Source organism: Marinobacterium aestuariivivens (assembly GCF_042661465.1).
Classification (GTDB): domain Bacteria; phylum Pseudomonadota; class Gammaproteobacteria; order Pseudomonadales; family Balneatricaceae; genus Marinobacterium_A; species Marinobacterium_A aestuariivivens.
The window spans coordinates 2,174,558-2,197,992 of record NZ_JBHSWE010000001.1; the positions used below are offsets into that span (position 1 = coordinate 2,174,558).

Consider the following 23,435-nt stretch of genomic DNA (forward strand, 5'->3'; position numbering starts at 1 on the left):
AGCCAGGGCAATCGCACTACCTGACGACCGTGAGTGCCAGTCCGGGCCGGCGGTACCGTTTCCGGGCGACACGCTTTACGTCGTCCCTGACCGCTCGGCTGCCGCCCTCCCTGGCGGCAGACGGTCGCCCTGAAGCGGTACCCCCACCCCTCGACAACGCGGTGCCAACCGACAGACGCACCGAACCCGGTTCGCTACCCGACAATGGCCAGGCAAGCCGGCGGCGAGAACCATCCGTGCACTCGCGGCGTCAGCTGCAGCACCGAGGCCCGGAAGGCGTCGTCATAGGCAGTACGCAGCCGCTTATTCTTGACCCCGGGTTTGGAGCCCTTGGCCTGGCGCAGGAGGTTCAGGGCGAAGCGCCGGATGAGGGCCAGCACATAGTCGCCACCGCCCTCGGTGATCTGCCGGGCCACCGTTTTCTGACAGCCGATAGCGTCGATCGTCACCGTGACGCCGTCCAGGTCGAACAAGGACAGGATCTCGGGCAGGGCCGTGATCTCGTTCGCCTTCGCGTCCACCCGGCGTTGAGCCACCAACAGGCGAGCCTCACAGGACCAGGCATGAAGCAGGTGCAGTGCACGAGCCGCTGAACCACGGTGGGAGCGGCGGACGGTTTTGCCGTCCAGTGCCAGTTGATCCAGCCTGTCGCCGCCGATTCGGGCATGGGCGGCCCAATCGAAAAACGCCGCCTCGAACGCCTCCGGGTCGATCAGGGAAAAGACGCGCCCGAAGGTGTCGTGGGAGGGGGTGCCGTTGGGCAGCGGCAAGAATTGTCGCAACCAGTCCTCCTTGGCACGGCCAAATTCTGCCACGGCTTCCCAGTCATCCATGCCGGAGAGTGTTGCACAAAGGGCGATACCGAGGATGTCCGACAGCCCATGCAGCTTGTTTTGCGTGGTCCGGCGCGGATCGGGGAGGGATTCGAAGAAAGGCTTGGGGTTCGGCAGCATGGCAACGGTTTCTGCAAATGCCGGAACTAAGCCGTTTTCGCACCGGCACCGGGCTCTCCGAGGCTGATGTGGTCGGGTCTGGCTGACCGTCTGCCGCCAGGACGGCGGCAGCCGAGCCCTCACGGCGTGTCAGACAGGCCCGACCACATCGACCCTGACGATCTTGTCATCGCCTCGTGATAGTGCGATTGCCCTGGTCTCAGAGCGTGATGGCGGCAACCCAGCCGAACAGCAGCAGCGGCAGGTTGTAGTGCAGGAAGGTCGGGACGACGGTGTCCCAGATGTGATTATGCTGACCGTCGATATTGAGACCGGCGGTCGGGCCCAGGGTCGAATCCGATGCCGGAGAACCGGCATCGCCGAGCGCAGCGGCGGTGCCCACCAGGGCGACGATCGCCACCGGCGAGAATCCCAGCTGCATCGCCAGGGCACATAGATCGCCGCGATGATCGGAATGGTCGAGAAAGACGAGCCAATACCCAGCGTAATCAGCAGGCCGACGAACAGCATCGCAAAGGCCGCCATCGGCTTGCTGCCCCCCATGATCTGCGCCGACGCGCTGACCAGCGTCCCGATATGGCCGGTGTCGCGCAGCACCTGGGCAAAGCCACTCGCCGCAATCATGATGAAGCCGACCATTGCCAGCATCTTCATGCCTTCGGTGAAGGCATCATCGCCTTCGCTCCATTTCAGCACACCGGACAGCGAGAAGATCAGGAAACCGATCAGGCCGCCCAGTACCATCGAGTCCGTTTGCAGCTGAACCAGGAAAGCCGCCAGAATAGCCCCGACCGCCACCAGCATCGTCTTCGCAGAGTAGGGCGCACTGGTGCTTTCGGTACGGGCGATACGATCCATGTCGTAGTCGCGCCTGCCCCGGTAGCTGATGAAGATCGCCACCAGCAGCCCCGTGATCATGCCCAGCCCCGGGATCAGCATCGCCGAGAACGGGTCGATGCCACTGGTGTCGAGGCCACTCTTGCCGATATTGGCCAGCAGTATATCGTTGAGGAAGATCGAGCCGAAACCCACCGGCAGCAGCATATAGGGCGTGACCAGTCCGAATGTCAGCACACAGGCGACCAGCCGGCGGTCCATGCGCAGCTTCGCCATCACGAACAGCAGCGGCGGGACGAGCAGCGGAATAAAGGCGATATGGATCGGGATAATGTTCTGCGATGAACAGGCGAAGACCAGGATCATGCCGATAAGGCCATAGCGAATCTGCCCGACGCGCCTGTCATTGTCGCTCTTGCCCAGCATCCTGGCGATCCTGTCCGCCAGCATGTGGGGTATGCCGGACTTCGAGATCGCCACGGCAAAGGCGCCCAGCATCGCATAACTCAGCGCGATCTGGGCACCGCCACTAAGTCCTTCGTTGAAGGACGAGACGGTCTTTTCCATCGACAGCCCGCCGATGACACCACCAAGCAGTGAGGCCGTAATCAGGGAGATCACGACATTCACCCTTACCAGGCTGAGCAGCAGCATCGCCAGTACGCTGACCAGTACCGCATTCATGCCGAAGCCGACCGGATCGATCATGCGATACACCACATAGCCTGATATCGCCGCGAACAGGGCGATAACGACGCGGGACACCCCTGCTCCGAGACAGCGGGGGAAGAGAGTTCATGGTTCAAGATGCAGTCCTCGTTATAGTTATGGATCCACAGGTCTTATCCGGTGCCACCCGAAGGCCCGGGAAGTATTCATCAGCCGGCCGCGCACCTGTGTACCACAGGCGCGCAAGGGTGCAGAGATCCGCGCCGCGATGCAACTCCGATGCCGAAGCCGGGCCCTGATGAGCCCCGGAATTTCCGGGTGGCGTCCTTGTTCCGTTCCGCCGTCCGCGGGCGGAACCCATGCCGCACCCGGAGTCGGGCTCCGGATGCGGACAATTCGTCGAGCGTCGGACTCAGTGACTGGGCAGCAGGTCAGCCGGCATATAGCGGTTGAGCACGCCGCCCTGAATCAGATCGCGAGCATTCTCGATATCCGGCGAGAAGTAGCGGTCCTTGTCGTAGAAGGGTACCCGGCTGCGCAGGTCTGCCTTGGCCGCTTCGATCAGCTCGGCTGCCTTGAGCGGTGCGCGAAAATCGAGTCCCTGACAGGCCGCCAGGTATTCCACCGCGAGGATACCGGCGGTATTGTCACCCATGTCCTTGAGGCGGCGGCCGGCAAAGGTCGCCATCGAGACATGGTCCTCCTGGTTAGCCGAGGTCGGCAGACTGTCGACCGACGCCGGGTGGGCCAGGGTCTTGTTCTCGGACGCCAGGGCGGCGCCGGTCACCTGGGCGATCATGAAGCCGGAATTGACGCCGCCGTTTTCGACCAGGAAGGGCGGCAGCTTGCTCAGGTTCGAATCGATCAGCAGGGCCATGCGGCGCTCCGACAGCGAGCCGATCTCGGCGATCGCCAGTGCCAGATTGTCGGCCGCCATCGCCACCGGCTCGGCGTGGAAATTGCCGGCCGAGATAAAGTCGTCGGTCTCGGTGAATACCAGCGGGTTGTCGGATACCGAATTGGCTTCGGCCAGCAGCACTGCGGCGGCCTGGCGGATCTGCTGCAGGCAGGCGCCCATGACCTGCGGCTGGCAACGCAGCGAGTAGGGGTCCTGGACCTTTTCACAGCCCTGGTGCGACGCACCGATCTCGGAGCTGTCACCCAGCAGGTGACGGTAAGCCGCTGCGGCATCGATCTGTCCCTGCTGACCACGGACCTCGTGAACGCGCGGGTCGAAGGGACGACGGCTGCCCAGCGCCGCCTCGACCGAAGAGGCGCCGGCCACGACCGCCGCAGCGAAGAGATCCTCGGCCGCAAACAGGCCCTGCAACGCAAAGGCCGTGGATGCCTGGGTGCCATTGAGCAGCGCAAGCCCCTCCTTGGGCGCCAGGGTAATCGGCTCGAGACCGGCGATACGCAGGCCTTCGGCCCCGGACAGCCGCTCACCGCGGTAGGTCACTTCGCCTTCGCCGAGCAAGACCGTGCTCATATGGGCCAGTGGCGCCAGATCACCGGATGCGCCGACCGAGCCCTTCTGCGGGACGCAGGGATAGACCTCGGCGTTGACCAGCCTGATCAGCGCCTCGATGACCTCCAGACGGATACCGGAATAGCCGCGGGCGAGGGAGTTGATCTTGAGCGTCATCATCAGCCGCACGGTCGATTCGGACATCAGCGCGCCGATGCCGGCCGCATGGGACAGCACGATACTGCGCTGCAGCAGCTCGAGGTCCTGCGGGGCGATACGGGTATTGGCCAGCAGGCCGAAACCGGTGTTGATGCCGTAGACGACACGGTTCTGCTGGATGACGCGGGCGACCGCCGCGGCGCTGGCGTGGATCGCCTCATGGCTGGTCGGGTCAAGCGCCAGCTGAACAGGCGCCAGGTTGACGGTACGAAGATCCGCTAGGGTCATCTGGCCCGGCTGAATGGTAAGTGTGTGCATCTCTGACTCCTGCAAGACTAGGGTGGAACTGGCTGTGAACAACGGAACCCGTTGTCGCCCAATTTGTATATACCTATATATTACAATGCGGGATCATCGCAATAACCGAAACCTGCCGGGCTCGCACAAAAGGCGGGATGGCGTCGCGGCATTACTTTGTCAGGGCCTCCCAAAAAACCAAAAACAAGAATATTAATCCTTTATTTACTTGTACTTACATCAAAACATCCGCCCCTGTAACCGCGCTCCCGGCACCTTTCGCGACCGGCTGCAGCGCGGATTCAAGTATTTGTATAGTCATTAGCGTGGCTAATCTTGCCGCCACGACAGCCGCCGCACCAGAAAGTCCTCTGTCCTGGAAACTGTGACATTGCGACGCTTGCGTTGTCTCACAAGTATGGGTCAATCAGGGCGCAGCTATGCTGTTGCCTGCTGTTCACAACGGATACGGGGGATGTTGCCGTGTCGGATCGATGGTCGTTCTATCTCGCCATTGAAGGCTTCAATGCCGCCTGCGAACCGGAGGCCGAAGTGCTGGCGTCGGTCGAACAGCTGATGCAGGCCATTTTTCGCATGGGTCGCTACGGCTGCCCCGGGCATCCCAACCAGCTGTTCGTGCTGCAGTGCGGCGACGGCTTCCTGGTGACCAGCGAGCTTCATGAAGAGTCGCTGGAGCGCTGCGCCTGCATCGCCGTGGCCATCATGCAGCACCTGGCAGCCGAAGGCTATCTGGCGCGGGGCGCCATCAGCGAGGGTGAACTCGTCGACCTGCAGGATGAACAACCCCCGAACTGCGCGCCAGCCTGGTGGAGGATCACACCTATTCGCTGCATATGGGATTGATGAACACCAGCCCGGTGACAGGCACCGCCCTGATACGCCCGCTGGCCATAGACCGGATTGCACCGCGGGGGCCGCTGCTGTGCATTCGCCGGTCCCGCGTCGACCGCCTCGGCGCCGGGGTGCCCTCTGTGCCGATCGACGACAGCTCCAACCTGGCGTCGATCGACTGGGTCCATATGCGCTCGCCGCTGCTCGACCGTCTGCGCAAGGCAGCGACCCTGAGTGGCGGAACCGGCGCGAAACTGGAGCGGCTGCTCGATGCCATCTGCCGGTCCAGGCCCGTTCCCGAGGACTGGGCCTCGAACGTTAGACAGCTGCTGCGGATTCCGGAACCTGGAACAGGGAATACGAACAGCGGAACCTGAACCCCGGAATTCGCAGGCTCATTCCAGACCACGGTTGGGTATGGCGACGGGTATGTTTGGCTGTGGCGGCGGGTCCCGGAAGGCGCGTATCGACTGCGATAAAAACGCACAAAGCAGCCCGAAGGCTGCTTTGTGCGTTTTGCGATACGGCAGGAACCGGATCAGACGTCGAGGTTCGACACCCGCAGGGCATTCGACTCGATAAAGTTGCGGCGCGGCTCGACGTCGTCGCCCATTAACGTCGTGAACAGCTGATCGGCGGCGATCGCATCGTCAACGGTGACCTGCAGCATGCGGCGCGAATCCGGGTCCATCGTGGTCTCCCACAACTGCTCCGGGTTCATCTCGCCGAGACCCTTGTAGCGCTGGATGTAGTAGCCGCGACGGGACTGATCGAGCAGCCAGCCCATGGCCTCCTCGAAGTTCGAGATCGGCCGTACCCGTTCCCCGCGCTTCATGTAGGCACCTTCCTCGAGCAGAGACACCAGCTTCTCGCCGAGGGTGGTGATGGCCAGGTAGTCCCGCGAGGCGAAGAAGTCCTCGCTGAAGCGGTAGTAGTTCTCGACACCGTGCAGCAGGTGATTCACTTCCGGCAGGAACTGGCTGTGTTCGCGATCCTCGACGATCTCGCACAGGTACTTCTCGTTGCCCACCGCCAGCTGCCCCAGCTGCGTGCAAAGCTGCTGGCTCCACTGTTCAACGGCGGCACGATCCTTCAGCTGGGCCACTTCGAGGCGCGGCATGTACAGCATCTGCTTGAGGATATGCACCGGGTAGAGCATGCTCAGGCGATTGATCAGCTTGTCGACGGTGCGGTACTCGTTGACCAGGGTCTCGAGTGACGCGCCGCTCAGCGGCGGGGCTTCCTCGTTGACATGGAAGCTGGTGCCGTCGAGCGCGCCCTGCAGCAGGTAGTTCTCCAGGGCGTCGTCGTCCTTGAGATACTGCTCCTGCTTGCCTTTCTTGATCTTGTACAGCGGCGGCTGGGCGATGTAGATATGGCCGCGCTCGATCAGTTCCGGCATCTGGCGGAAAAAGAAGGTCAGCAGCAGGGTGCGGATATGGGAGCCGTCGACGTCCGCATCGGTCATGATGATGATGTGGTGGTATCGCAGCTTGTCCGGATTGAATTCCTCGCGTCCGATGCCGCAGCCCAGCGCTGTGATCAGGGTGCCGACCTCGGCCGACGACAGCATCTTGTCGAAGCGCGCCTTCTCGACGTTGAGGATCTTGCCCTTGAGCGGCAGGATCGCCTGGTTGCGACGATCACGCCCCTGCTTGGCGGAACCGCCCGCGGAATCACCCTCCACCAGGTAGAGTTCTGACAGCGCCGGGTCCTTCTGCTGGCAGTCCGCCAGTTTGCCGGGCAGGCCGGCGACATCTAGAACGCCCTTGCGGCGGGTCATCTCGCGGGCCTTGCGCGCCGCCTCGCGGGCGCGGGCCGCATCGATCATCTTCGACACCACGGCCTTGGCTTCCTGCGGGCTTTCCTGCAGGAAGTCGGCGAACTGCTGGCCCATCATCTGTTCGACCGCGGTTTTCACCTCGGACGACACCAGCTTGTCCTTGGTCTGGGACGAAAACTTCGGATCCGGCACCTTGACCGAGATGATCGCCGTCAGGCCTTCGCGGCAGTCGTCGCCGGTGGTGGCGATCTTGCTGCCCTTGTTGAGGCTTTCGGACTCGATGTAGTTGTTCAGGCAACGGGTCAGGGCAGTACGGAAACCGGACAGGTGGGTACCGCCGTCGCGCTGCGGAATGTTGTTGGTAAAGCAGTGCAGGCTTTCCTGGAAGCTGTCGTTCCACTGCAGCGCCACCTCGACGCCGACGCCGTTCTCGTGCATGGCGTTGAAATGGAAGACCTTGTTGACCACGCTTTTGTTGTGGTTCAGGAACTCGACGAAGGCGCTGAGGCCACCTTCGTATTCGTAGACGTCCTCGCGGCCGCTGCGCTCGTCGCGCAGCACGATGCGCACACCCGAGTTGAGGAACGACAGCTCGCGCAGACGCTTGGCCAGAATATCGTACTGGAAGGCGATATGGGTGAAGGTTTCGGGCGACGGCTTGAAGCGTACGCTGGTGCCGCTGCTGCCGGTTTCGCCGACCACCTTCAGCGGCTCGTCCGGCACGCCGTGATGATAGATCTGCTCGTGGACCTGGCCGGCACGGCGGATGGTCAGCTTCAGCTCGCTGGAGAGGGCATTGACCACCGAGACCCCGACGCCATGCAGGCCGCCGGATACCTTGTAGCTGTTGTCGTCGAACTTGCCGCCGGCATGCAACACGGTCATGATGACCTCGGCCGCCGACACGCCTTCCTCTTCGTGCATGTCGGTCGGAATGCCGCGGCCGTTGTCGCTGACGCTGACACTCTCGTCCGGGTGGATCACGACCTTGATCTCGGAGCAGTGTCCGGCCAGGGCTTCGTCGATCGAGTTGTCGACCAGCTCGAACACCATGTGGTGCAGGCCGGTACCGTCATCGGTGTCCCCGATATACATGCCGGGTCGCTTGCGCACGGCATCGAGTCCCTTGAGGACCTTGATGCTCGAGGAGTTATAGCTCTGGTTTTCGTCGCTCATCATCATCTCCTAACTCAATCAGCGTGCGACAGCTTCCCTGCATCAACCCGAAAACGGCTGACATCGGTCTGGGGCAGCCAGATCCCGTCAAGTGCGGCGGGGTCGACACAGGTAATAAAACACTGGTTGGAGGTTTCCTCCAAAAACTGGCAGAACAGCCGGCAATGCTGTTCATCCAGCTCCGACGGCAAGTCGTCGATCAGGTATATGCAGGGACGGTTGTTCAGGCGATAGAACAGGGCGCCCTGGGCCAGCTTGAGGGCGCTGACCACCAGCTTCTTCTGCCCGCGTGACAGACGCTCGGCGGCGTTGTGGCCATCCGCCCGCACTCGCAGGTCCGCCCGCTGGGGGCCGGCGCCGGTGAAGCCCTGTTTCAGATCGCGCGCCAGTCCCTCTTCCAGCAACTGATCCAGCGGGGTCTTGCGATCCCAGCCCGGACTGAACCTCAGCTCCACCGCCACACCACCGAGCAGGCGGCCGAGTGTGGCTTCGAAATCGGGTTTCAGCAGCTCGATATACTGCTCGCGCAGCTGCGTCATCTGCTCGGCATAGGCGACAAATTCCTGATCCCAGATGCGCCTGAGCCGAGGGTCGATTTTACCACACTTCAGCAGCGAGTTTCGTTGTTTCAGTACACGCCGGAAGCCGCGCCAGAGCTGGATGAAGCTGCGGTCGGAATGAAACACGCCCCAGTCGATGAACTGGCGCCGGATCGACGGACTGCCCTCGAGCAACAGAAAGGTATCGGAATCGATCACCTGCAGCGGCAGCAGCTGCGCCAGCTCGGAGAGCTCGATCGACTGGCCGGCATGACGTACCCGCACTTCGCCGTCGAGCCGGCGCTCGACACCCAGCGGCAGCGCCGGCGCACCGGGCAGGGCCTGGACCTGGGCGAATACCAGGCAGGCATCCTGGCCACTCTGCACCAGATGGCGGATCTGGGTGGTACGGAAGGAACGGGTCAGACCGAGAAAGTGGATGCCCTCCAGCAGGCTGGTCTTGCCGCTGCCGTTGTCACCGTGAATGATATTGATGCGGGGCGAGGGGTCGAGGCGCACGTCCGCCACATTACGGATATGCTGGATATGCAGGCTCTTTATCGGCATAGAAATGGCTTCGGCCGGGCGTGCCCGGCCGTATCGGCGCCGCGGATCACATCCGCATCGGCATCACGACATAGAGACTGTCGCTTTCGTCGACCCCTTCGATCAAGGCGCTGCTGTTGGCATCGGACAGGGTGAAGCGCACCTGCTCGGAGTTCAGGATCGACAGGCTGTCGAGCAGGTAGTTGACGTTGAAGCCGATCTCCAGCGAATCGCCCTCGTAGTCCACCGCGACGGTTTCTTCCGCCTCTTCCTGTTCCGGGTTGTTGGCCATCACCTGCAGCGCGCCATTGGTCAGCGACAGGCGGACGCCGCGATACTTCTCGTTCGACAGGATGGCGATACGGCTCAGCACCTGGCGCAGCTCCTGGCGGTCGCCGATCATGTACTTGTTGCCGTTGCGTGGAATCACGCGCTGATAATCCGGGAATTTACCGTCGACCAGCTTGGAGGTGAAGATGAAGTCGCCGACATGGGCGCGGATATGGTTGGCGCCGACCACCAGCCGCACCGAGTCCTCGCCGTTCTGCAACAGGCGGGCCAGCTCCAGGATCCCCTTGCGCGGCACGATGATCTGGTGATGCGTGCCGTTATCGGCCTGCACCTCGGCGATGCAGGTCGCCAGACGGTGGCCGTCGGTCGAGACCGCCCGCAGCTGACCGCTGTCGACCTCCAGCAACATGCCGTTGAGGTAATAGCGCACGTCCTGCTGCGCCATCGAAAAACCGGTTTGGTCAATCAGGTGACGCAACCCGCCCTGGGTCAACGCAAGCTCCAGCGCCTGGGGCTGTCCTCGACGTTGGGGAACTCGGCCGCCGGCAGCGTCGACAGGCTGAAACGGCTGCGGCCGGACTTGATCACCATCTTCTGACCGGTCAGTGTCAGCTCGATCAGGGAGTCGTCCGACAGCGACTTGCAGATATCCATCAGCTTGCGCGCCGGTACCGTGACCGATCCCGCCTCGGCCGGCTCGTCGAGCGTCACCCGACCCACCAGTTCGACTTCCAGGTCGGTCCCGGTCATGGACAGCTGGTCGCCCTCGGCCACCAGCAGAATGTTGGACAGCACCGGCAGGGTCTGACGACGCTCAACGACACCGGCTACCAGCTGCAGGGGTTTGATTAACGCTTCGCGCGATATGACGAATCTCATGGCGATCTACCTTGTTACGATCCGATACTACGCCGTCAGGTGACGCAGCAGATTCTGATAATCCTCTCTGATGTCCGTATCACTCTCCCGCAGCTCCTTGATCTTACGACAGGCATGCAACACGGTAGTATGATCGCGACCCCCAAATGCATTGCCGATCTCCGGCAGGCTGTGATTGGTCAGCTCCTTCGACAGGCTCATCGCGACCTGGCGCGGCCGCGCAATCGAACGGCTGCGGCGCTTGGATAGCAAATCGGACACTTTGATCTTGTAATAATCGGCGACAACCCGCTGAATGTTATCAATACTAACCTGTTTGTCCTGTAACGCCAGCAGGTCTTTCAGCGACTCCTTGATAAAGGGAGTGGTAATCGCGCTGCCCGTGAAATGGGCATTGGCAATGACGCGTTTCAGTGCACCCTCGAGCTCGCGCACGTTGGAACGGATCTTCTGTGCCAGGAAGAAGGCGGCATCGTCCGGCAGCACGATCTTCGCCTCTTCGGCCTTCTTCATCACGATGGCAACCCGGGTCTCGAGCTCCGGCGGCTCGATCGCCACCGTGAGGCCCCAGCCGAAACGGGACTTGAGCCGCTCCTCGACACCGTTGATCTCCTTCGGATAACGGTCGCTGGTCAGGATCATCTGCTGACCGCCCTCGAGCAGCGCGTTGAAGGTGTGGAAAAACTCTTCCTGGGAGCGCTCCTTGCCGGCGAAGAACTGGATGTCGTCGATCAGCAGCGCATCGACCGAACGGTAATAGCGCTTGAAGTCGTTGATGGCATTGAGTTGCAGCGCCTTGACCATGTCGGCGACAAAACGCTCGGAGTGCAGGTAGACGATGCGCGCATTGGGGTTGCGCTTGAGCATCTCGGTTCCCACCGCGTGCATCAGGTGGGTCTTACCGAGGCCGACACCACCGTATATAAACAGAGGGTTGTAGGAGCCGCCGGGATTGTCCGCCACCTGCTGCGCCGCCGCCAGCGCCAGCTGGTTGGACTTGCCCTGAACAAAAGACTCGAAGGTGAAGGACGGATTGAGGTTCGACTGGTGCTTGACGCCGCCTTCGACCTCGACCTGCCGTTCGTGGCGCGGGCTGATCGGTGCAAACGCCGGCTCCGGCGGCGCCATATCGAGCTCCAGCTGGGGCTCGGGACGCAGCGACTCGGGCTCCGGCGCCACGGCGCCTCCATTCATATAGGCCTGCTGAGGCGCGGTCTCGTAGGCCGGTGCCATCGACTGATGCGGCGGGGCCGGGCGCGGATCCCGCGGCGGCGCCACGGGCCGGCTGCGCAACGGCGCCATCGCCGGCCGGGCAGGGGAGCGCAGGGCGCCGCCGCCATGCTGCGCGACTTCGAGCCGCACATCGGCGCTGATATCGCCGGTGACTTCACAGACCACCTGACGGATGCGACTGAGGAAACGGTCATTGACCCAGTCGCGTACGAAACGGTTGGGGGCCAGCAACACCAGCATGCCCTCGCTGCCGCCTTCGGCGCGCAGCGGACGGATCCAAGTATTGTACTGCTGAGCCGGGAACTCCTCCTGCAGGCTTCTCAAGCATTGTTCCCATAGCTCGGTGGACATCGGTACTCCTGTGGGGCTTCGGCTGGCCGTACTGACAACGTATAGCGGCTGATTCTAGCGGGTTGAAAAGCACTTATCCACAGTGTTCTAAAACTTATTTACCGTGCCCCGGGATCCGGCCTTGATTGCCAGAGTTATCAACGCCAACCCGGCCCGATCGGGCCCGGGTCGGGTCGACCGCCGTGCAAAACCGGGTTGAGCGCAGCTTAATGACAGCTTATGTAACACATTATAAACAGTTTATATTGTTGTTTTATTTGCCTTATTAGTGCTTATCAACATAATTGTGCAAAACCCGCCGCAAATACCCGGATCATCCCCAGCCCCCCATCCCGGGCCGTCACAACGCCCAGGACGTCGCACATTTTCACTCCAACGAAAGCAAATAACCGATTGCGGACTAATCAGTATTCCGCTATAGTGCCGCGTCTAATTTTCACCCCTTGGATTTTCAGCCGCCTGACAGCCCCAAGGGGCTGTTGACGTTTGCGAGTATGTCCTGCCGGGACTGTTTTCACACAAGACAAGGCGCGAGTTGCGCAGTTTGGTAGCTCCAAATAAGCGACGAGCAACACCGTATTGTGCGAAAACAGCCCCGGCCCTTCAGGGTTGATCTGCAAAAGGCCTCATACGGCTTCAGCGAACTGGCTAAGGGAACCACCCTGAGCGGCATTCGCTTCATTGTCTGAGGACTTTTGCAGAACAACAGGAGACACCCGTAAACGTCAACAGCCCCTGGTGTTAGCGAGGGCTGAGTGAGTAGGACTGAAGCTATGAAAAGAACTTTTCAACCCAGCGTACTGAAGCGTAAGCGTACCCACGGTTTCCGTGCCCGCATGGCCACCAAAAACGGTCGCGCCGTACTGAACCGTCGTCGCGCTAAAGGCCGCAAGCGTCTGAGTGCTTAATGCACTCGACGCTTTTGGTCTGGTAGCAGTGGATGACCGGATTCGAATACCCTCGCCAGCTCAGAATTCTGACTGGTGAGGGTTTCAAACGTGTCTTCGACAAGGTCTCACTGAAGGTTCCGGATCAGCCCATACTGATTCTTGCCCGCTTCAACGAGCTCGATCACCCCCGGATCGGCTTTGTCATCTCCAAAAAAATGTACGTCGAGCCGTGAAACGCAACCGCATTCGACGTATCATTCGCGAATCCTTTCGCCTCAATCAGCACAAGCTTCCCCCGGTCGACCTCGTCATACTGGCACGCAAGGGCCTGGACGAACTCGAGCCTGAAGAATTGCATCAGCTTATGAACAAGTGCTGGTCGCGGCTGAAACACAAGGCAAAGAAAGCTAACCCGCAAAGATAGTGATCCTGACGCCATGGATGTAAAGCGAGTCATACTGTTTGCTGCCCTAGCATTGATCTCCTACGTGCTGGTACTGCAGTGGAACCAAGATTACGGCACCAAGGCTCCGGCCCCGGAATCCCAGACCTCCGTATCGGCCTACAGCTCCCAGAATGGCAGCGAAGTGCCCGCGGCCACTGACGCCGCCAGCGCCGAACCCAGCGCCGACGTTCCGGCCGACACCACAGCCAATGCCACCCGGTCCCAGCTCGTCAGCGTCAGGACCGATGTACTGGACGTGCTGATCGACACCAAGGGCGGCGACATCATCCAGGTGGCGTTGCCGCAGTACAAGGCCACTATCGACTCCGAACAGGCCTTCGTGCTGCTGGAGCAGAACAGTAACCGCACCTATGTCGCCCAGAGCGGCCTGGTCGGCCCCAATGGACCGGATGCCGCCGAGAGCGGCCGCCCGACCTACAGTGTCGAAGCCTCCGAATTCAGCCTCGGCGACCAGGACAGCCTCAATGTCGACCTGAGCTATACCGACCCTAACGGCGTCAAGGTGACCAAGCGCTTCAGCTTCACCCGCGGCTCCTATCAGGTCGGCCTGGACTACATTCTCGACAACCAGGGCCAGCAGAGCTGGACCGCCAACCTGTTCGGTCAGATCAAGCGCGACGGCAGTGCAGACCCGGCCGCCACCACCGATATGGGCATGCAGTCCTACCTCGGCGCGATCTTCTCCACCGAAGAGAACAACTACCAGAAGGTCGACTTCGATGATATCGACGACGGCAACTTCAAGCAGAGCTCGCCGGATGGCTGGGTGGCGATGGTGCAGCACTACTTCGTCAGTGCCTGGATCCCGGCGCCCGGTGCCGAGTACACCTACAGCACCCGCAAGCTGAACGGCAACTACATCGCCGGCTTCATTTCACCGACCCTGACGGTGCAGCCCGGCCAGCAGCAGACCGTTTCGGCCACCTTTTTCGCCGGTCCCAAGGACCAGGAGCAGCTGGCCGCGGCCCATGAAGACCTGCAACTGACCGTCGACTACGGCTGGCTCTGGTGGATCGCCTCGCCGCTGCACATGCTGCTGACCTGGATTCACAGCGTCCTCGGCAACTGGGGCCTGTCGATCATCGGCATTACCATACTGGTGAAGGCGGCACTGTTCCAGCTCAACGCCAAGGCCTTCAAGTCGATGGCCAAGATGCGCAAGTTCGGCCCTGAAATGCAGCGCATGAAGGAACTCTATGGCGACGACCGCCAGAAGATGTCCCAGGAGATGATGAAGCTGTACCAGAAGGAGAAGATCAACCCGCTGGGTGGCTGCCTGCCGATCCTGGCCCAAATGCCGATCTTCATCGCCCTCTACTGGGTACTGATGGAATCCGTCGAGCTGCGTCAGGCCGACTTCCTCTACCTGGCCGACCTTTCGGTCAAGGATCCGTACTTCATCCTGCCGATCCTGATGGGCGTGAGCATGTTCATCCAGCAGTCGCTGAACCCCGCGCCGCCGGATCCCATGCAGGCGAAGATCATGAAGATGCTGCCGATCGTCTTCACCTTCTTCTTCCTCTGGTTCCCGGCCGGTCTGACGCTGTACTGGGTGGTCAACAACATCCTGTCGATCGCACAGCAGTATATAATCAACAAGCAGATCGAAGGCGGCACGGCGGAAGCCAAGGCCGGCTAAAGAACAAGGCTCCTTCGGGAGCCTTTTTCATGTAGGGTGCTGGTGAGCAACGCGCACCTCACCACATTGAATTCGCGATGAGTTCGCGATGCGGTGCGCTTCGCTTACCGGCACCCTGCGTTCGTGGTTTCTGTTAACTGTCGACTGTTCAACTTGCCACTATGAGTTTAATCAACCAGGACACCATTGCAGCCCAGGCCACGCCTCCCGGACGCGGCGGTGTCGGCATTATTCGCGTCTCCGGCCCCCGCGCCCTGGAGATCGTCCGGGCGATCCTCGGCCTCGAACCGCAACCGCGCCATGCCCATTACGGCGCCTTCCTCGACGAGGGGGCCTGCAGATCGACCAGGGCATCGCGCTGTACTTTCCCGGCCCCAACTCCTTTACCGGCGAGGATGTGCTGGAACTGCAGGGGCATGGTGGCCCGGTGGTTATGGACACACTGTTGAAGCGAGCACTCACTCTAGGGGCTCGCCTTGCCAGGCCGGGCGAGTTCTCGGAACGTGCCTTTCTCAACGACAAACTCGACCTCGCCCAGGCCGAAGCGATCGCCGACCTGATCGACGCCAGCTCCACCCAGGCCGCCCAGTGCGCGCTGCGTTCGCTGCAGGGCGAGTTCTCCCGCCGCATCCACGACCTGGTCGAAGCGCTGATTCAGCTGCGCATCTATGTCGAGGCCGCAATCGACTTTCCGGAAGAGGAGATCGACTTCCTGGCCGACGGCAAGGTGCTGAGCGACCTGATCGACATTCTCGGCAGACTCGAAGCGGTTCAGGCCGAAGCGCGCCAGGGCAGCCTGCTGCGCGAGGGCATGAACGTGGTCATCGCCGGCCGGCCCAATGCCGGCAAATCGAGCCTGCTCAACGCGCTGGCCGGGCGCGAAACCGCAATCGTCACCGACATCGCCGGCACCACCCGCGACGTGCTGCGCGAACATATCCATATCGATGGCATGCCGCTGCATATCATCGATACCGCGGGTCTGCGCGATGCGCCGGACGAAGTCGAGCGTATAGGCATCGATCGCGCCTGGCAGGAGATACGCAAGGCCGATCGCATCCTGATGATGGCCGACAGCACCCAGACCCAGGCCATGACCCCGGACCAGCTCTGGCACGATTTCGCCGAGCGGCTGCCGGACCTGTCGAAGGTCACGGTCATCCGCAACAAGGCCGATATCAGCGGCGAGTCCATTGGCACCCGGAAGGTAGGTGAATGCACACTTATCTCACTGTCGGCGAAAAACGGGCAGGGGATAGAGCAGTTGCGTGAACACCTGAAGGAATGCATGGGTTTTCAGAGCACCACCGAGGGCGGTTTCATGGCCCGCAGACGGCACCTCGATGCCCTCGAGCGGGCTCACCGGCTGCTCGAAACCGGCCGCGAACAGCTCGAGTACAACGGTGCCGGCGAACTGCTCGCCGAAGACCTGCGCCAGGCGCAACAGGCCCTGAACGAGATCACCGGCGAGTTCAGTTCCGACGACCTCCTCGGCCGTATCTTCTCGAGCTTCTGTATCGGCAAGTAGATACGTCAATGTGGGAAGCGGCTTTGGCCGCTCCCACGACCATTGCAGCATCTCTCCTCACAGCAGCGGCGCCCCGCCGCGAATCATCCAAGAATTTCATACTCCCGCTACCCGGCCTCCGCATCGACCCGTTAGGGGATCCTGAGCGGAGCGAAGCGTGGCGCCTGTCGGTACAAGATGCGTCGATCAAACGACTGCAGCCCAAAGCAGGCTGTGCACAAATATTTTTACCCACAGGCATTGTACCGACCCAAGTTAACCACAGGCCGACCGCGGTACAGCCCATACCGTATCTCGCACAACAACTCACAGCCTAGCCGAAGGCCTTTTATGCAGGGGTTGTCTACCGCTTATCCCTGCCTCTGGGAACAGCTATCCAACCATGTTATCAACTTTATATATTATTAATTTATAAGGAAATATATGCCTTATCTACAGAATATATCAACACTATAAGGCGACCTTCTCGTCGTCAAGACAGGATACCCACAAGCCGTTCCTGACGCAGTGAGACCCGTTCCGCTGTACGGCTCCCACTCGTTAACCACAGCTTGCGTACAGACTTGCCACCAACACATGGCTCTCGACCTGTACATGTCATGTGGAAAAAGAAAGCTGTGAATAGAGCATGGACAGCCCTGGGGTCAAAGCTGTGTACAACTTGCATGCGGGAAAACCGCTCAATTCATCCACAAACTGTCCCCTGCTTGCACCCCGGTCAACAGCACTTTCCGAACAACCTAGACCGTTCTGTAATTCGCTGTTTTATAAGTATTTTTCCATGTTTGTCACAGCAAAGGCCGCTGTTAATAATCACAACCTACAAGGAAAAAGATATATAAGAATACTTTTCTTAAGATTCTTTAAAGGAAAGTTGGACAAAGATAAGCTGATCGTTTTTTGTACATTTTATATGAGCACGCATAGGGGTATACTTAGCCCCCTTTTCGACACCGGGCGACTCCGTCCGGGATGATTCTCTGCAGAGGTATGAGTTGGTGGACTATCCAGGTCGTTTTGACGTGATCGTGATCGGTGGTGGTCATGCGGGCACTGAAGCCGCACTGGCATCTGCCCGCATGGGCGCCAGAACCCTGTTGCTGACCCACAACATCGAAACCCTGGGTCAGATGTCCTGCAACCCGGCCATCGGTGGCATCGGCAAGAGTCACCTGGTCAAGGAGATCGACGCGCTCGACGGCGCCATGGCCCGTGCAACGGATCGCGGTGGTATCCAGTTCCGGGTACTGAACTCCCGCAAGGGGCCCGCCGTACGCGCCACCCGTGCCCAGGCCGACCGGGTGCTCTACAAGGCAGCCGTGAGGGACATTCTGGAGAATCAGGCGAACCTGCAGATTTTCCAGCAGGCCGCCGATGACCTGATCGTCGAGGGCGATACCGTCAAGGGCGTCGTGACCCAGACGGGTATCCGCTTCCATGCCCAATCGGTCATACTCACCGTCGGGACCTTTCTGGGTGGACTGATTCATATCGGTCTGGAGCGACACTCGGCCGGACGTGCCGGGGATCCGCCGTCCATCGCACTGGCCGACCGTCTGCGCGAGCTGCCACTGCGCGTCGATCGCCTCAAGACCGGCACGCCGCCGCGCATCGATGCCCGCAGTGTCGATTTTTCCGTGATGCAGGAACAGCCCGGCGATACCCCGACGCCTCTGATGTCCTATATCGGCGATTCGTCGGAGCAGCCGCAGCAGATCAGCTGCCATATCACCCACACCAACGAGCGTACACACGAAATCCTGCGCAAGGGACTCGACCGTTCTCCGCTCTATACGGGCGTCATCGCCGGTGCCGGGCCGCGCTACTGCCCGTCGGTGGAAGACAAGATCATGCGCTTCGCCGACAAGACCTCGCACCAGGTGTTCGTCGAGCCGGAAGGGCTGTGCACCCACGAACTTTATCCCAACGGTATCTCGACCAGCCTGCCGTTCGATATCCAGCTCGAGGCGGTACGTTCGATTCGCGGTTTCGAGCAGGCCCATATCACGCGTCCGGGCTACGCCATCGAGTACGACTTCTTCAATCCGCAGGACCTGAAGCATTCGCTCGAGACGAAACATATTCAGGGCCTGTTCTTTGCCGGCCAGATCAATGGCACCACCGGCTATGAAGAGGCTGGTGCCCAGGGACTGCTCGCCGGTATCAATGCCGCCCATCGCGCCTTCGAGCGTGACGCCTGGTATCCCCGTCGCGACGAGGCCTATATCGGCGTGCTGGTCGACGATCTGATCACCATGGGCACGTCCGAGCCCTATCGCATGTTCACCAGCCGCGCCGAATACCGGCTAATCCTGCGCGAGGACAATGCCGATCTGCGACTGACGGAGAAAGGTCGCGAGCTGGGACTGGTCGGTGACGAGCGCTGGCAGAAATTCTGTGACAAGCGTGAAGCGATCGAACGCGAGAAGCAGCGGCTGCGCGACACCTGGATTCAGCCGGGCAGTGAAGCCGCAGCGTCCCTCGACAGCAAACTCAAGTCGTCGCTGACGCGCGAGTACAATCTGGCCGACCTGGTGAAGCGACCGGAACTCGACTACGCCGATGTCGCGAACTTGAAGGGCGAGGGGGTTGCCGACCAGCAGGTCGCGGAGCAGGTCGAGATCCAGTTCAAGTACGCCGGCTATATCGAGCGCCAGCGCGACGAGATCGAACAGATGCGGCGCCAGGAGAATACGCCGTTGCCGGTGGATCTCGATTACGGCCGGGTTGGCGGACTTTCTAACGAGTTGCGTTCCAAACTCGAGTCGGTGCGCCCGACGACCATCGCCCAGGCGGCCCGCATTCAGGGCATGACGCCGGCGGCGATTTCGCTGCTGCTGGTCTACCTGAAGAAGGCACAGTTCAAAAAGAATGCGGAGCAGGCGGCCGGCTGATGGATTCCCGACTCAAGGAAAAACTGGTGCGCCAAAGTGGTGCGATGGGCATCGAACTGACCCAGGATCAGACCGAAAAGCTGATGGCCTATCTCGGTCTGCTGGTGAAATGGAACCGTGCCTACAACCTGACGGCGGTGCGCGATCCGGACGAAATGGTCGACCGGCACCTGGTCGACAGTCTCAGCGTGCTGCCCCATATCGAGGGGCCGCGTCTGATCGACGTCGGCAGCGGCCCGGGCCTGCCCGGGATTCCGCTGGCGATCTGCCGGCCGGATATCGCCGTGACCACGCTCGACAGCAATGGCAAAAAGACCCGCTTCCAGCTTCAGGTGAAGGCGGAACTGGGTCTCGAAAACCTCGACGTCGTCAATGCGCGGGCCGAAAGCTGCGGGTTGGCGCCCTTCGATCAGGTGATCTCCCGTGCCTTCGCCTCCTTGCAGGAGATGATTCTCTGGACCGCCCAGCTGTGCCGCCAGGATGGTGTTTTTCTTGCAATGAAAGGACTGTATCCTGAGGACGAACTGCAGGCGCTGCCGGCCGGATATGCACTCAAGGCCAGCCATCCGCTTCAGGTACCGGGCACCGAAGGCGCCCGCCATCTGCTGATTCTTGGGAGACACTGATCTTGGCGAAAATCCTGACGATCACCAACCAGAAAGGCGGTGTGGGCAAGACCACGACCTGCGTCAATCTCGCGGCCTCGCTGGCGGCAACCAGGAAACGGGTGCTGATGATCGATCTGGACCCGCAGGGCAATGCCACCATGGGCAGCGGAGTGGACAAGCACTCGCTGGAGCTGTCGTCCTATGAGCTGCTGACCGGACAGGCGGACGCACGGCAGGCCCGATTGATCGACACGCCCGCCGGATATCACCTGATCGGCGCGAACGGTGACCTGACCGCGGCCGAGGTGGAGTTGCTGAGCCTGCCGCGGCGCGAATTCCGCCTGCGCATGGCGCTGCAGGAAGTCGGTGACGATTACGATTTCATCCTGCTCGACAACCCGCCGTCGCTGAATCTGTTGACGGTCAATGCCCTGGCCTGTTCGTCCGGCGTGATCATTCCGATGCAGTGCGAATACTATGCCCTCGAGGGGATCAGCGCCCTGGTCGGTACCATCAACAAGATCAACCAGCGGCTCAACCCGGCACTGAAGATCGAAGGCATACTGCGCACTATGTTCGATCCGCGCATGAGTCTGACGCGGGATGTCTCCAACCACTTGGTCGACTACTTCGGCGACAAGGTCTATCGCACCGTGATACCGCGCAACGTGCGCCTGGCCGAAGCGCCCAGCCATGGTTTGCCGGCGCTGCTCTACGACAAGAGTTCGCGCGGTGCCCTGGCCTACCTGGCGCTGGCCGGGGAACTGATCCGCAAAACCGAGCAGGAAGAGGCTGCTGCAGACGCCGCCGAGAAAACGGCGACTGAAGAGATGCGCAGCGCCGAAGCGGGCACCGAAGCCGTGAAGGAAGTGAACTGATGGCCGCGATGAAAAGAGGACTGGGCCGGGGGCTGGATGCACTGCTGTCGACCGTCAATGAAATCAATGAGCCGACGTCGGCAAAGCAGGACGTCGAGCCGCTCGATGGCTACCGGCTGCTGCCGGCGGCACGCATACAGCGGGGGCGTTACCAGCCGCGACGCGATATCGAGCCCCGCGCGCTCGAGGAACTGGCTGATTCCATCCGCGCCCAGGGGTGATGCAGCCCATAGTGGTGCGCGCCATCGAAGACGGCCGATTCGAGATCATCGCCGGTGAGCGCCGCTGGCGCGCCAGTCAGATGGCCGGGCTCGACGAGGTGCCGGCAATGGTGCGCGAAGTCTCGGATGAAGCAGCCATCGCCATGGCGCTGATCGAGAACATTCAGCGCGAAAACCTCAACCCCATCGAGGAGGCGGTCGCATTGCAGCGACTGCAGCAGGAGTTCGGGCTGACGCAACAGGAGGTCGCACAGGCCGTCGGCAAGTCCCGTTCGACCATCGCCAATCTGCTGCGCCTGATGAAGCTCGAGGAAGACGTCAAGAAGATGCTCGACTATGGCGATCTCGAGATGGGGCATGCCCGGGCGCTGCTGGCGCTGACCGGCGAGGGCCAGATCGAAGCCGCCCGCGATGTCGTGGCCCGGGGGCTGACGGTACGTCAGACCGAAGATCTGGTACGCAAACTGCAGCAGCCGCAGGAAGCCCCGAAAGAAACCCCGCCGCCGAATCCGGCCCTGGAGCAGATCGCCGGCGAGTTGAGCCGCCGCTTTGCGACCCCGGTTTCGATCAGTGCCAACGCCAAAGGCAAGGGCAAAATCACCATCGCCTATAGCGGCGAAGAGGAGCTCAACTCGATACTTCAGTACCTGAAGTAGTTTTGAGATGACAGTTTACAGTTATCAGTTGTTTTTCTGTTGACGGTAAACTGCCCACGCTTTTTGGTTAAAAAATAACCTTTGGTTTCCTTTCTTTCCCTGTTGTTGTTTACCATTATTCCGGTTGCATGAATTCCATTAATACAACCGTTCCATCCCGCTTCCCGCCACCTTGTACCTTAGTGTAAAAGGCGCCGGTTCCGGTTGATGCTATACAGCATTACCCCTATAATCATCGCGCTGAATTTGGGGCCAGTGTTCAAAAATAGAGCACTCAGGGCATCGAAAAACGCGACCTGAGCGGTTGATGGCATGTTAATGCACAGGGAAAGTTCGCCGCTGCGTCGTGTACTGCAAATCCTGCTTCTGCAAACCGCCATTGCACTGCTGTTGTGCGGCGGCTTGCTGCTGTTCGCCGGTCGGGTGGAATCCTGGTCGGCACTGCTTGGAAGCCTGATTTACCTGGTGCCCAATCTCTATTTTGCAGTGAAAACACTGTCCCGCCGGCGTGGCCTCACAGGGCCAAAGGTGTTGGCGGCCATGTACATTGGCCAAATATGGAAAATGGCACTGGCGATCCTGGGTTTCAGCCTGGTGTTCGTGCTGGTTCAGCCCCTCAGTCCATTTTCCCTATTTGGCGCTTTCATCCTGCAGCAGCTGATCGGCTGGATTGCCTATGCCAGGATGATGCCGACAACAGGTTCCTGAAACTTTAAAAGAGAGACTGAGAATGGCTAGTGGAACTGTCACATCCTCAGAATACATATCCCACCACCTGACGAACTTGACGTTCGGCAACCATCCGGAATCCGGTTGGGGTCTGGCGCAGAGCGCACAGGAAGCGGCGGAGATGGGGTTCTGGGCGATCAACGTCGATACCATGCTGTGGTCCGTCGGCCTGGGTGTATTCTTCCTGTGGTTCTTCGGCAAGGTCGCGAAAAGCGTGACAGCCGGCGTACCGGGCAACACCCAGAACTTCATCGAGACCGTCATCGAGTTCGTCGATGACAACGTCAAGGGTATCTTCCACTACAAGAACCCGGTGATTGCACCGCTGTCACTGACCATCTTCGTCTGGATCTTCCTGATGAACCTGATGGACCTGGTGCCGGTCGACTGGCTGCCGTACATCGCCGGCCAGATGGGTATCCACTTCATGAAAGTGGTGCCGACCACCGACGTCAACGCGACCGGCGGCATGGCCTTCAGCGTATTCGCGCTGATCGTCTACTACAGCATCAAGCAGAAAGGCGTGAGCGGCTTCCTGAAAGAGCTGTCGTTCCAGCCGCTTCCGAAGGTTTTCCTGCCGTTCAACCTGTTCCTCGAAATCGTCGGCCTGCTGGCCAAGCCGGTCTCACTGGCGCTACGTCTTTTCGGTAACATGTATGCCGGCGAAATGATCTTTATTCTGATCGCACTGCTGCCGTTCTGGATCCAGTGGGTGCTGTCGGTACCCTGGGCGATATTCCACATTCTGATTATCACCCTGCAGGCATTCATCTTCATGGTACTCACGATCGTGTACCTGGCGATGGCCCACGACGATCACTGATTGAAATATTGATCGGCGATCATTGCAAAACAGTTTGCTTTAAAACTTGAAACTTTAACTTAACCTTGAA

16 protein-coding genes and 4 pseudogenes are annotated in these 23,435 nt (G+C 60.6%); 13 read left to right on the top strand and 7 right to left on the bottom strand.

Translation table 11 applies throughout. The features are described 5' to 3' along the window. Nucleotides 1–194: 194 nt before the first annotated feature. The 3 genes and pseudogenes from ACFQDL_RS11325 to hutH form a co-directional block, all read right to left on the bottom strand. The gene (locus ACFQDL_RS11325) at nt 195–953 is read right to left on the bottom strand and encodes an ISAs1 family transposase (RefSeq protein ID WP_379909109.1); all 759 of its coding nucleotides are present in this window, start codon (nt 951–953) and stop codon (nt 195–197) included. A gap of 199 nt (nt 954–1,152) precedes the next feature. Then, nucleotides 1,153–2,474: pseudogene (locus tag ACFQDL_RS11330) on the bottom strand (Na+/H+ antiporter family protein). A gap of 397 nt (nt 2,475–2,871) precedes the next feature. Further along, complete coding sequence (hutH, locus tag ACFQDL_RS11335) at nt 2,872–4,404, bottom strand: histidine ammonia-lyase (RefSeq protein WP_379909110.1); 1,533 nt, start codon at nt 4,402–4,404, stop codon at nt 2,872–2,874. 462 nt (nt 4,405–4,866) lie between these two features. On the opposite strand from hutH, the gene ACFQDL_RS11340 reads away from it, so the two are divergent. Further along, entirely contained in the window at nt 4,867–5,247 is a 381-nt protein-coding gene (locus ACFQDL_RS11340; RefSeq protein WP_379909111.1) for a hypothetical protein, read from the top strand. Then, the gene (locus tag ACFQDL_RS11345) at nt 5,247–5,612 is read left to right on the top strand and encodes a hypothetical protein (RefSeq protein WP_379909112.1); all 366 of its coding nucleotides are present in this window, start codon (nt 5,247–5,249) and stop codon (nt 5,610–5,612) included. The genes ACFQDL_RS11340 and ACFQDL_RS11345 overlap by 1 nt, the downstream gene beginning before the upstream one ends. 161 nt (nt 5,613–5,773) lie before the next feature. On the opposite strand, the gene gyrB is transcribed toward ACFQDL_RS11345, so the two are convergent. The 4 genes and pseudogenes from gyrB to dnaA all read right to left on the bottom strand — a co-directional run bounded on the left by gyrB (nt 5,774) and on the right by dnaA (nt 12,033). Continuing rightward, nucleotides 5,774–8,194, bottom strand: a complete 2,421-nt coding sequence (gene gyrB, locus ACFQDL_RS11350) for a DNA topoisomerase (ATP-hydrolyzing) subunit B (RefSeq protein WP_379909113.1) — start codon at nt 8,192–8,194, stop codon at nt 5,774–5,776. Nucleotides 8,195–8,208: 14 nt separating this feature from the next. After that, nucleotides 8,209–9,300 carry a DNA replication/repair protein RecF gene (gene recF, locus ACFQDL_RS11355; protein WP_379909114.1) on the bottom strand — a complete coding sequence of 364 codons (1,092 nt, stop codon included), beginning with the start codon at nt 9,298–9,300 and terminating at the stop codon, nt 8,209–8,211. A gap of 46 nt (nt 9,301–9,346) precedes the next feature. After that, nucleotides 9,347–10,449, bottom strand: a pseudogene (dnaN, locus tag ACFQDL_RS11360) (DNA polymerase III subunit beta). Nucleotides 10,450–10,476: 27 nt separating this feature from the next. Further along, a complete protein-coding gene (gene dnaA / locus ACFQDL_RS11365) occupies nt 10,477–12,033 on the bottom strand; it encodes a chromosomal replication initiator protein DnaA (RefSeq protein WP_379909115.1) in 1,557 nt (518 codons plus the stop codon). Between the two features lie 773 nt (nt 12,034–12,806). Here dnaA and rpmH point away from each other — a divergent pair. The 11 genes and pseudogenes from rpmH (at nt 12,807) to atpB (ending at nt 23,365) form a co-directional block, all read left to right on the top strand. Then, nucleotides 12,807–12,941: a 50S ribosomal protein L34 gene (rpmH, locus tag ACFQDL_RS11370; protein WP_087109707.1), complete on the top strand. Its 135-nt coding sequence runs from the start codon at nt 12,807–12,809 to the stop codon at nt 12,939–12,941. A gap of 32 nt (nt 12,942–12,973) precedes the next feature. After that, nucleotides 12,974–13,156 carry a ribonuclease P protein component gene (locus ACFQDL_RS11375; RefSeq protein WP_379909116.1) on the top strand — a complete coding sequence of 61 codons (183 nt, stop codon included), beginning with the start codon at nt 12,974–12,976 and terminating at the stop codon, nt 13,154–13,156. Then, nucleotides 13,153–13,347: a ribonuclease P protein component gene (rnpA, locus tag ACFQDL_RS11380; protein ID WP_379909117.1), complete on the top strand. Its 195-nt coding sequence runs from the start codon at nt 13,153–13,155 to the stop codon at nt 13,345–13,347. The genes ACFQDL_RS11375 and rnpA overlap by 4 nt, the downstream gene beginning before the upstream one ends. 13 nt (nt 13,348–13,360) lie before the next feature. Next, complete coding sequence (yidC, locus tag ACFQDL_RS11385) at nt 13,361–15,028, top strand: membrane protein insertase YidC (protein ID WP_379909118.1); 1,668 nt, start codon at nt 13,361–13,363, stop codon at nt 15,026–15,028. 161 nt (nt 15,029–15,189) lie between these two features. Beyond that, nucleotides 15,190–16,556, top strand: a pseudogene (mnmE, locus tag ACFQDL_RS11390) (tRNA uridine-5-carboxymethylaminomethyl(34) synthesis GTPase MnmE). 998 nt (nt 16,557–17,554) lie between these two features. Next, entirely contained in the window at nt 17,555–19,450 is a 1,896-nt protein-coding gene (gene mnmG / locus ACFQDL_RS11395; RefSeq protein WP_379909119.1) for a tRNA uridine-5-carboxymethylaminomethyl(34) synthesis enzyme MnmG, read from the top strand. Then, on the top strand, nt 19,450–20,076 hold the full coding sequence (rsmG, locus tag ACFQDL_RS11400) for a 16S rRNA (guanine(527)-N(7))-methyltransferase RsmG (RefSeq protein WP_379909120.1): 627 nt from the start codon (nt 19,450–19,452) through the stop codon (nt 20,074–20,076). Before mnmG ends, rsmG begins: the two co-directional genes overlap by 1 nt. 2 nt (nt 20,077–20,078) lie before the next feature. Continuing rightward, complete coding sequence (locus ACFQDL_RS11405; protein WP_379909121.1) at nt 20,079–20,936, top strand: ParA family protein; 858 nt, start codon at nt 20,079–20,081, stop codon at nt 20,934–20,936. Next, nucleotides 20,936–21,813, top strand: a pseudogene (locus ACFQDL_RS11410) (ParB/RepB/Spo0J family partition protein). Before ACFQDL_RS11405 ends, ACFQDL_RS11410 begins: the two are co-directional and overlap by 1 nt. 318 nt (nt 21,814–22,131) lie before the next feature. After that, nucleotides 22,132–22,521: an ATP synthase subunit I gene (locus ACFQDL_RS11415; RefSeq protein ID WP_379909123.1), complete on the top strand. Its 390-nt coding sequence runs from the start codon at nt 22,132–22,134 to the stop codon at nt 22,519–22,521. A 22-nt stretch (nt 22,522–22,543) separates the two neighbouring features. Next, nucleotides 22,544–23,365: a F0F1 ATP synthase subunit A gene (gene atpB / locus ACFQDL_RS11420; protein WP_379909124.1), complete on the top strand. Its 822-nt coding sequence runs from the start codon at nt 22,544–22,546 to the stop codon at nt 23,363–23,365. Nucleotides 23,366–23,435: the final 70 nt, after the last annotated feature.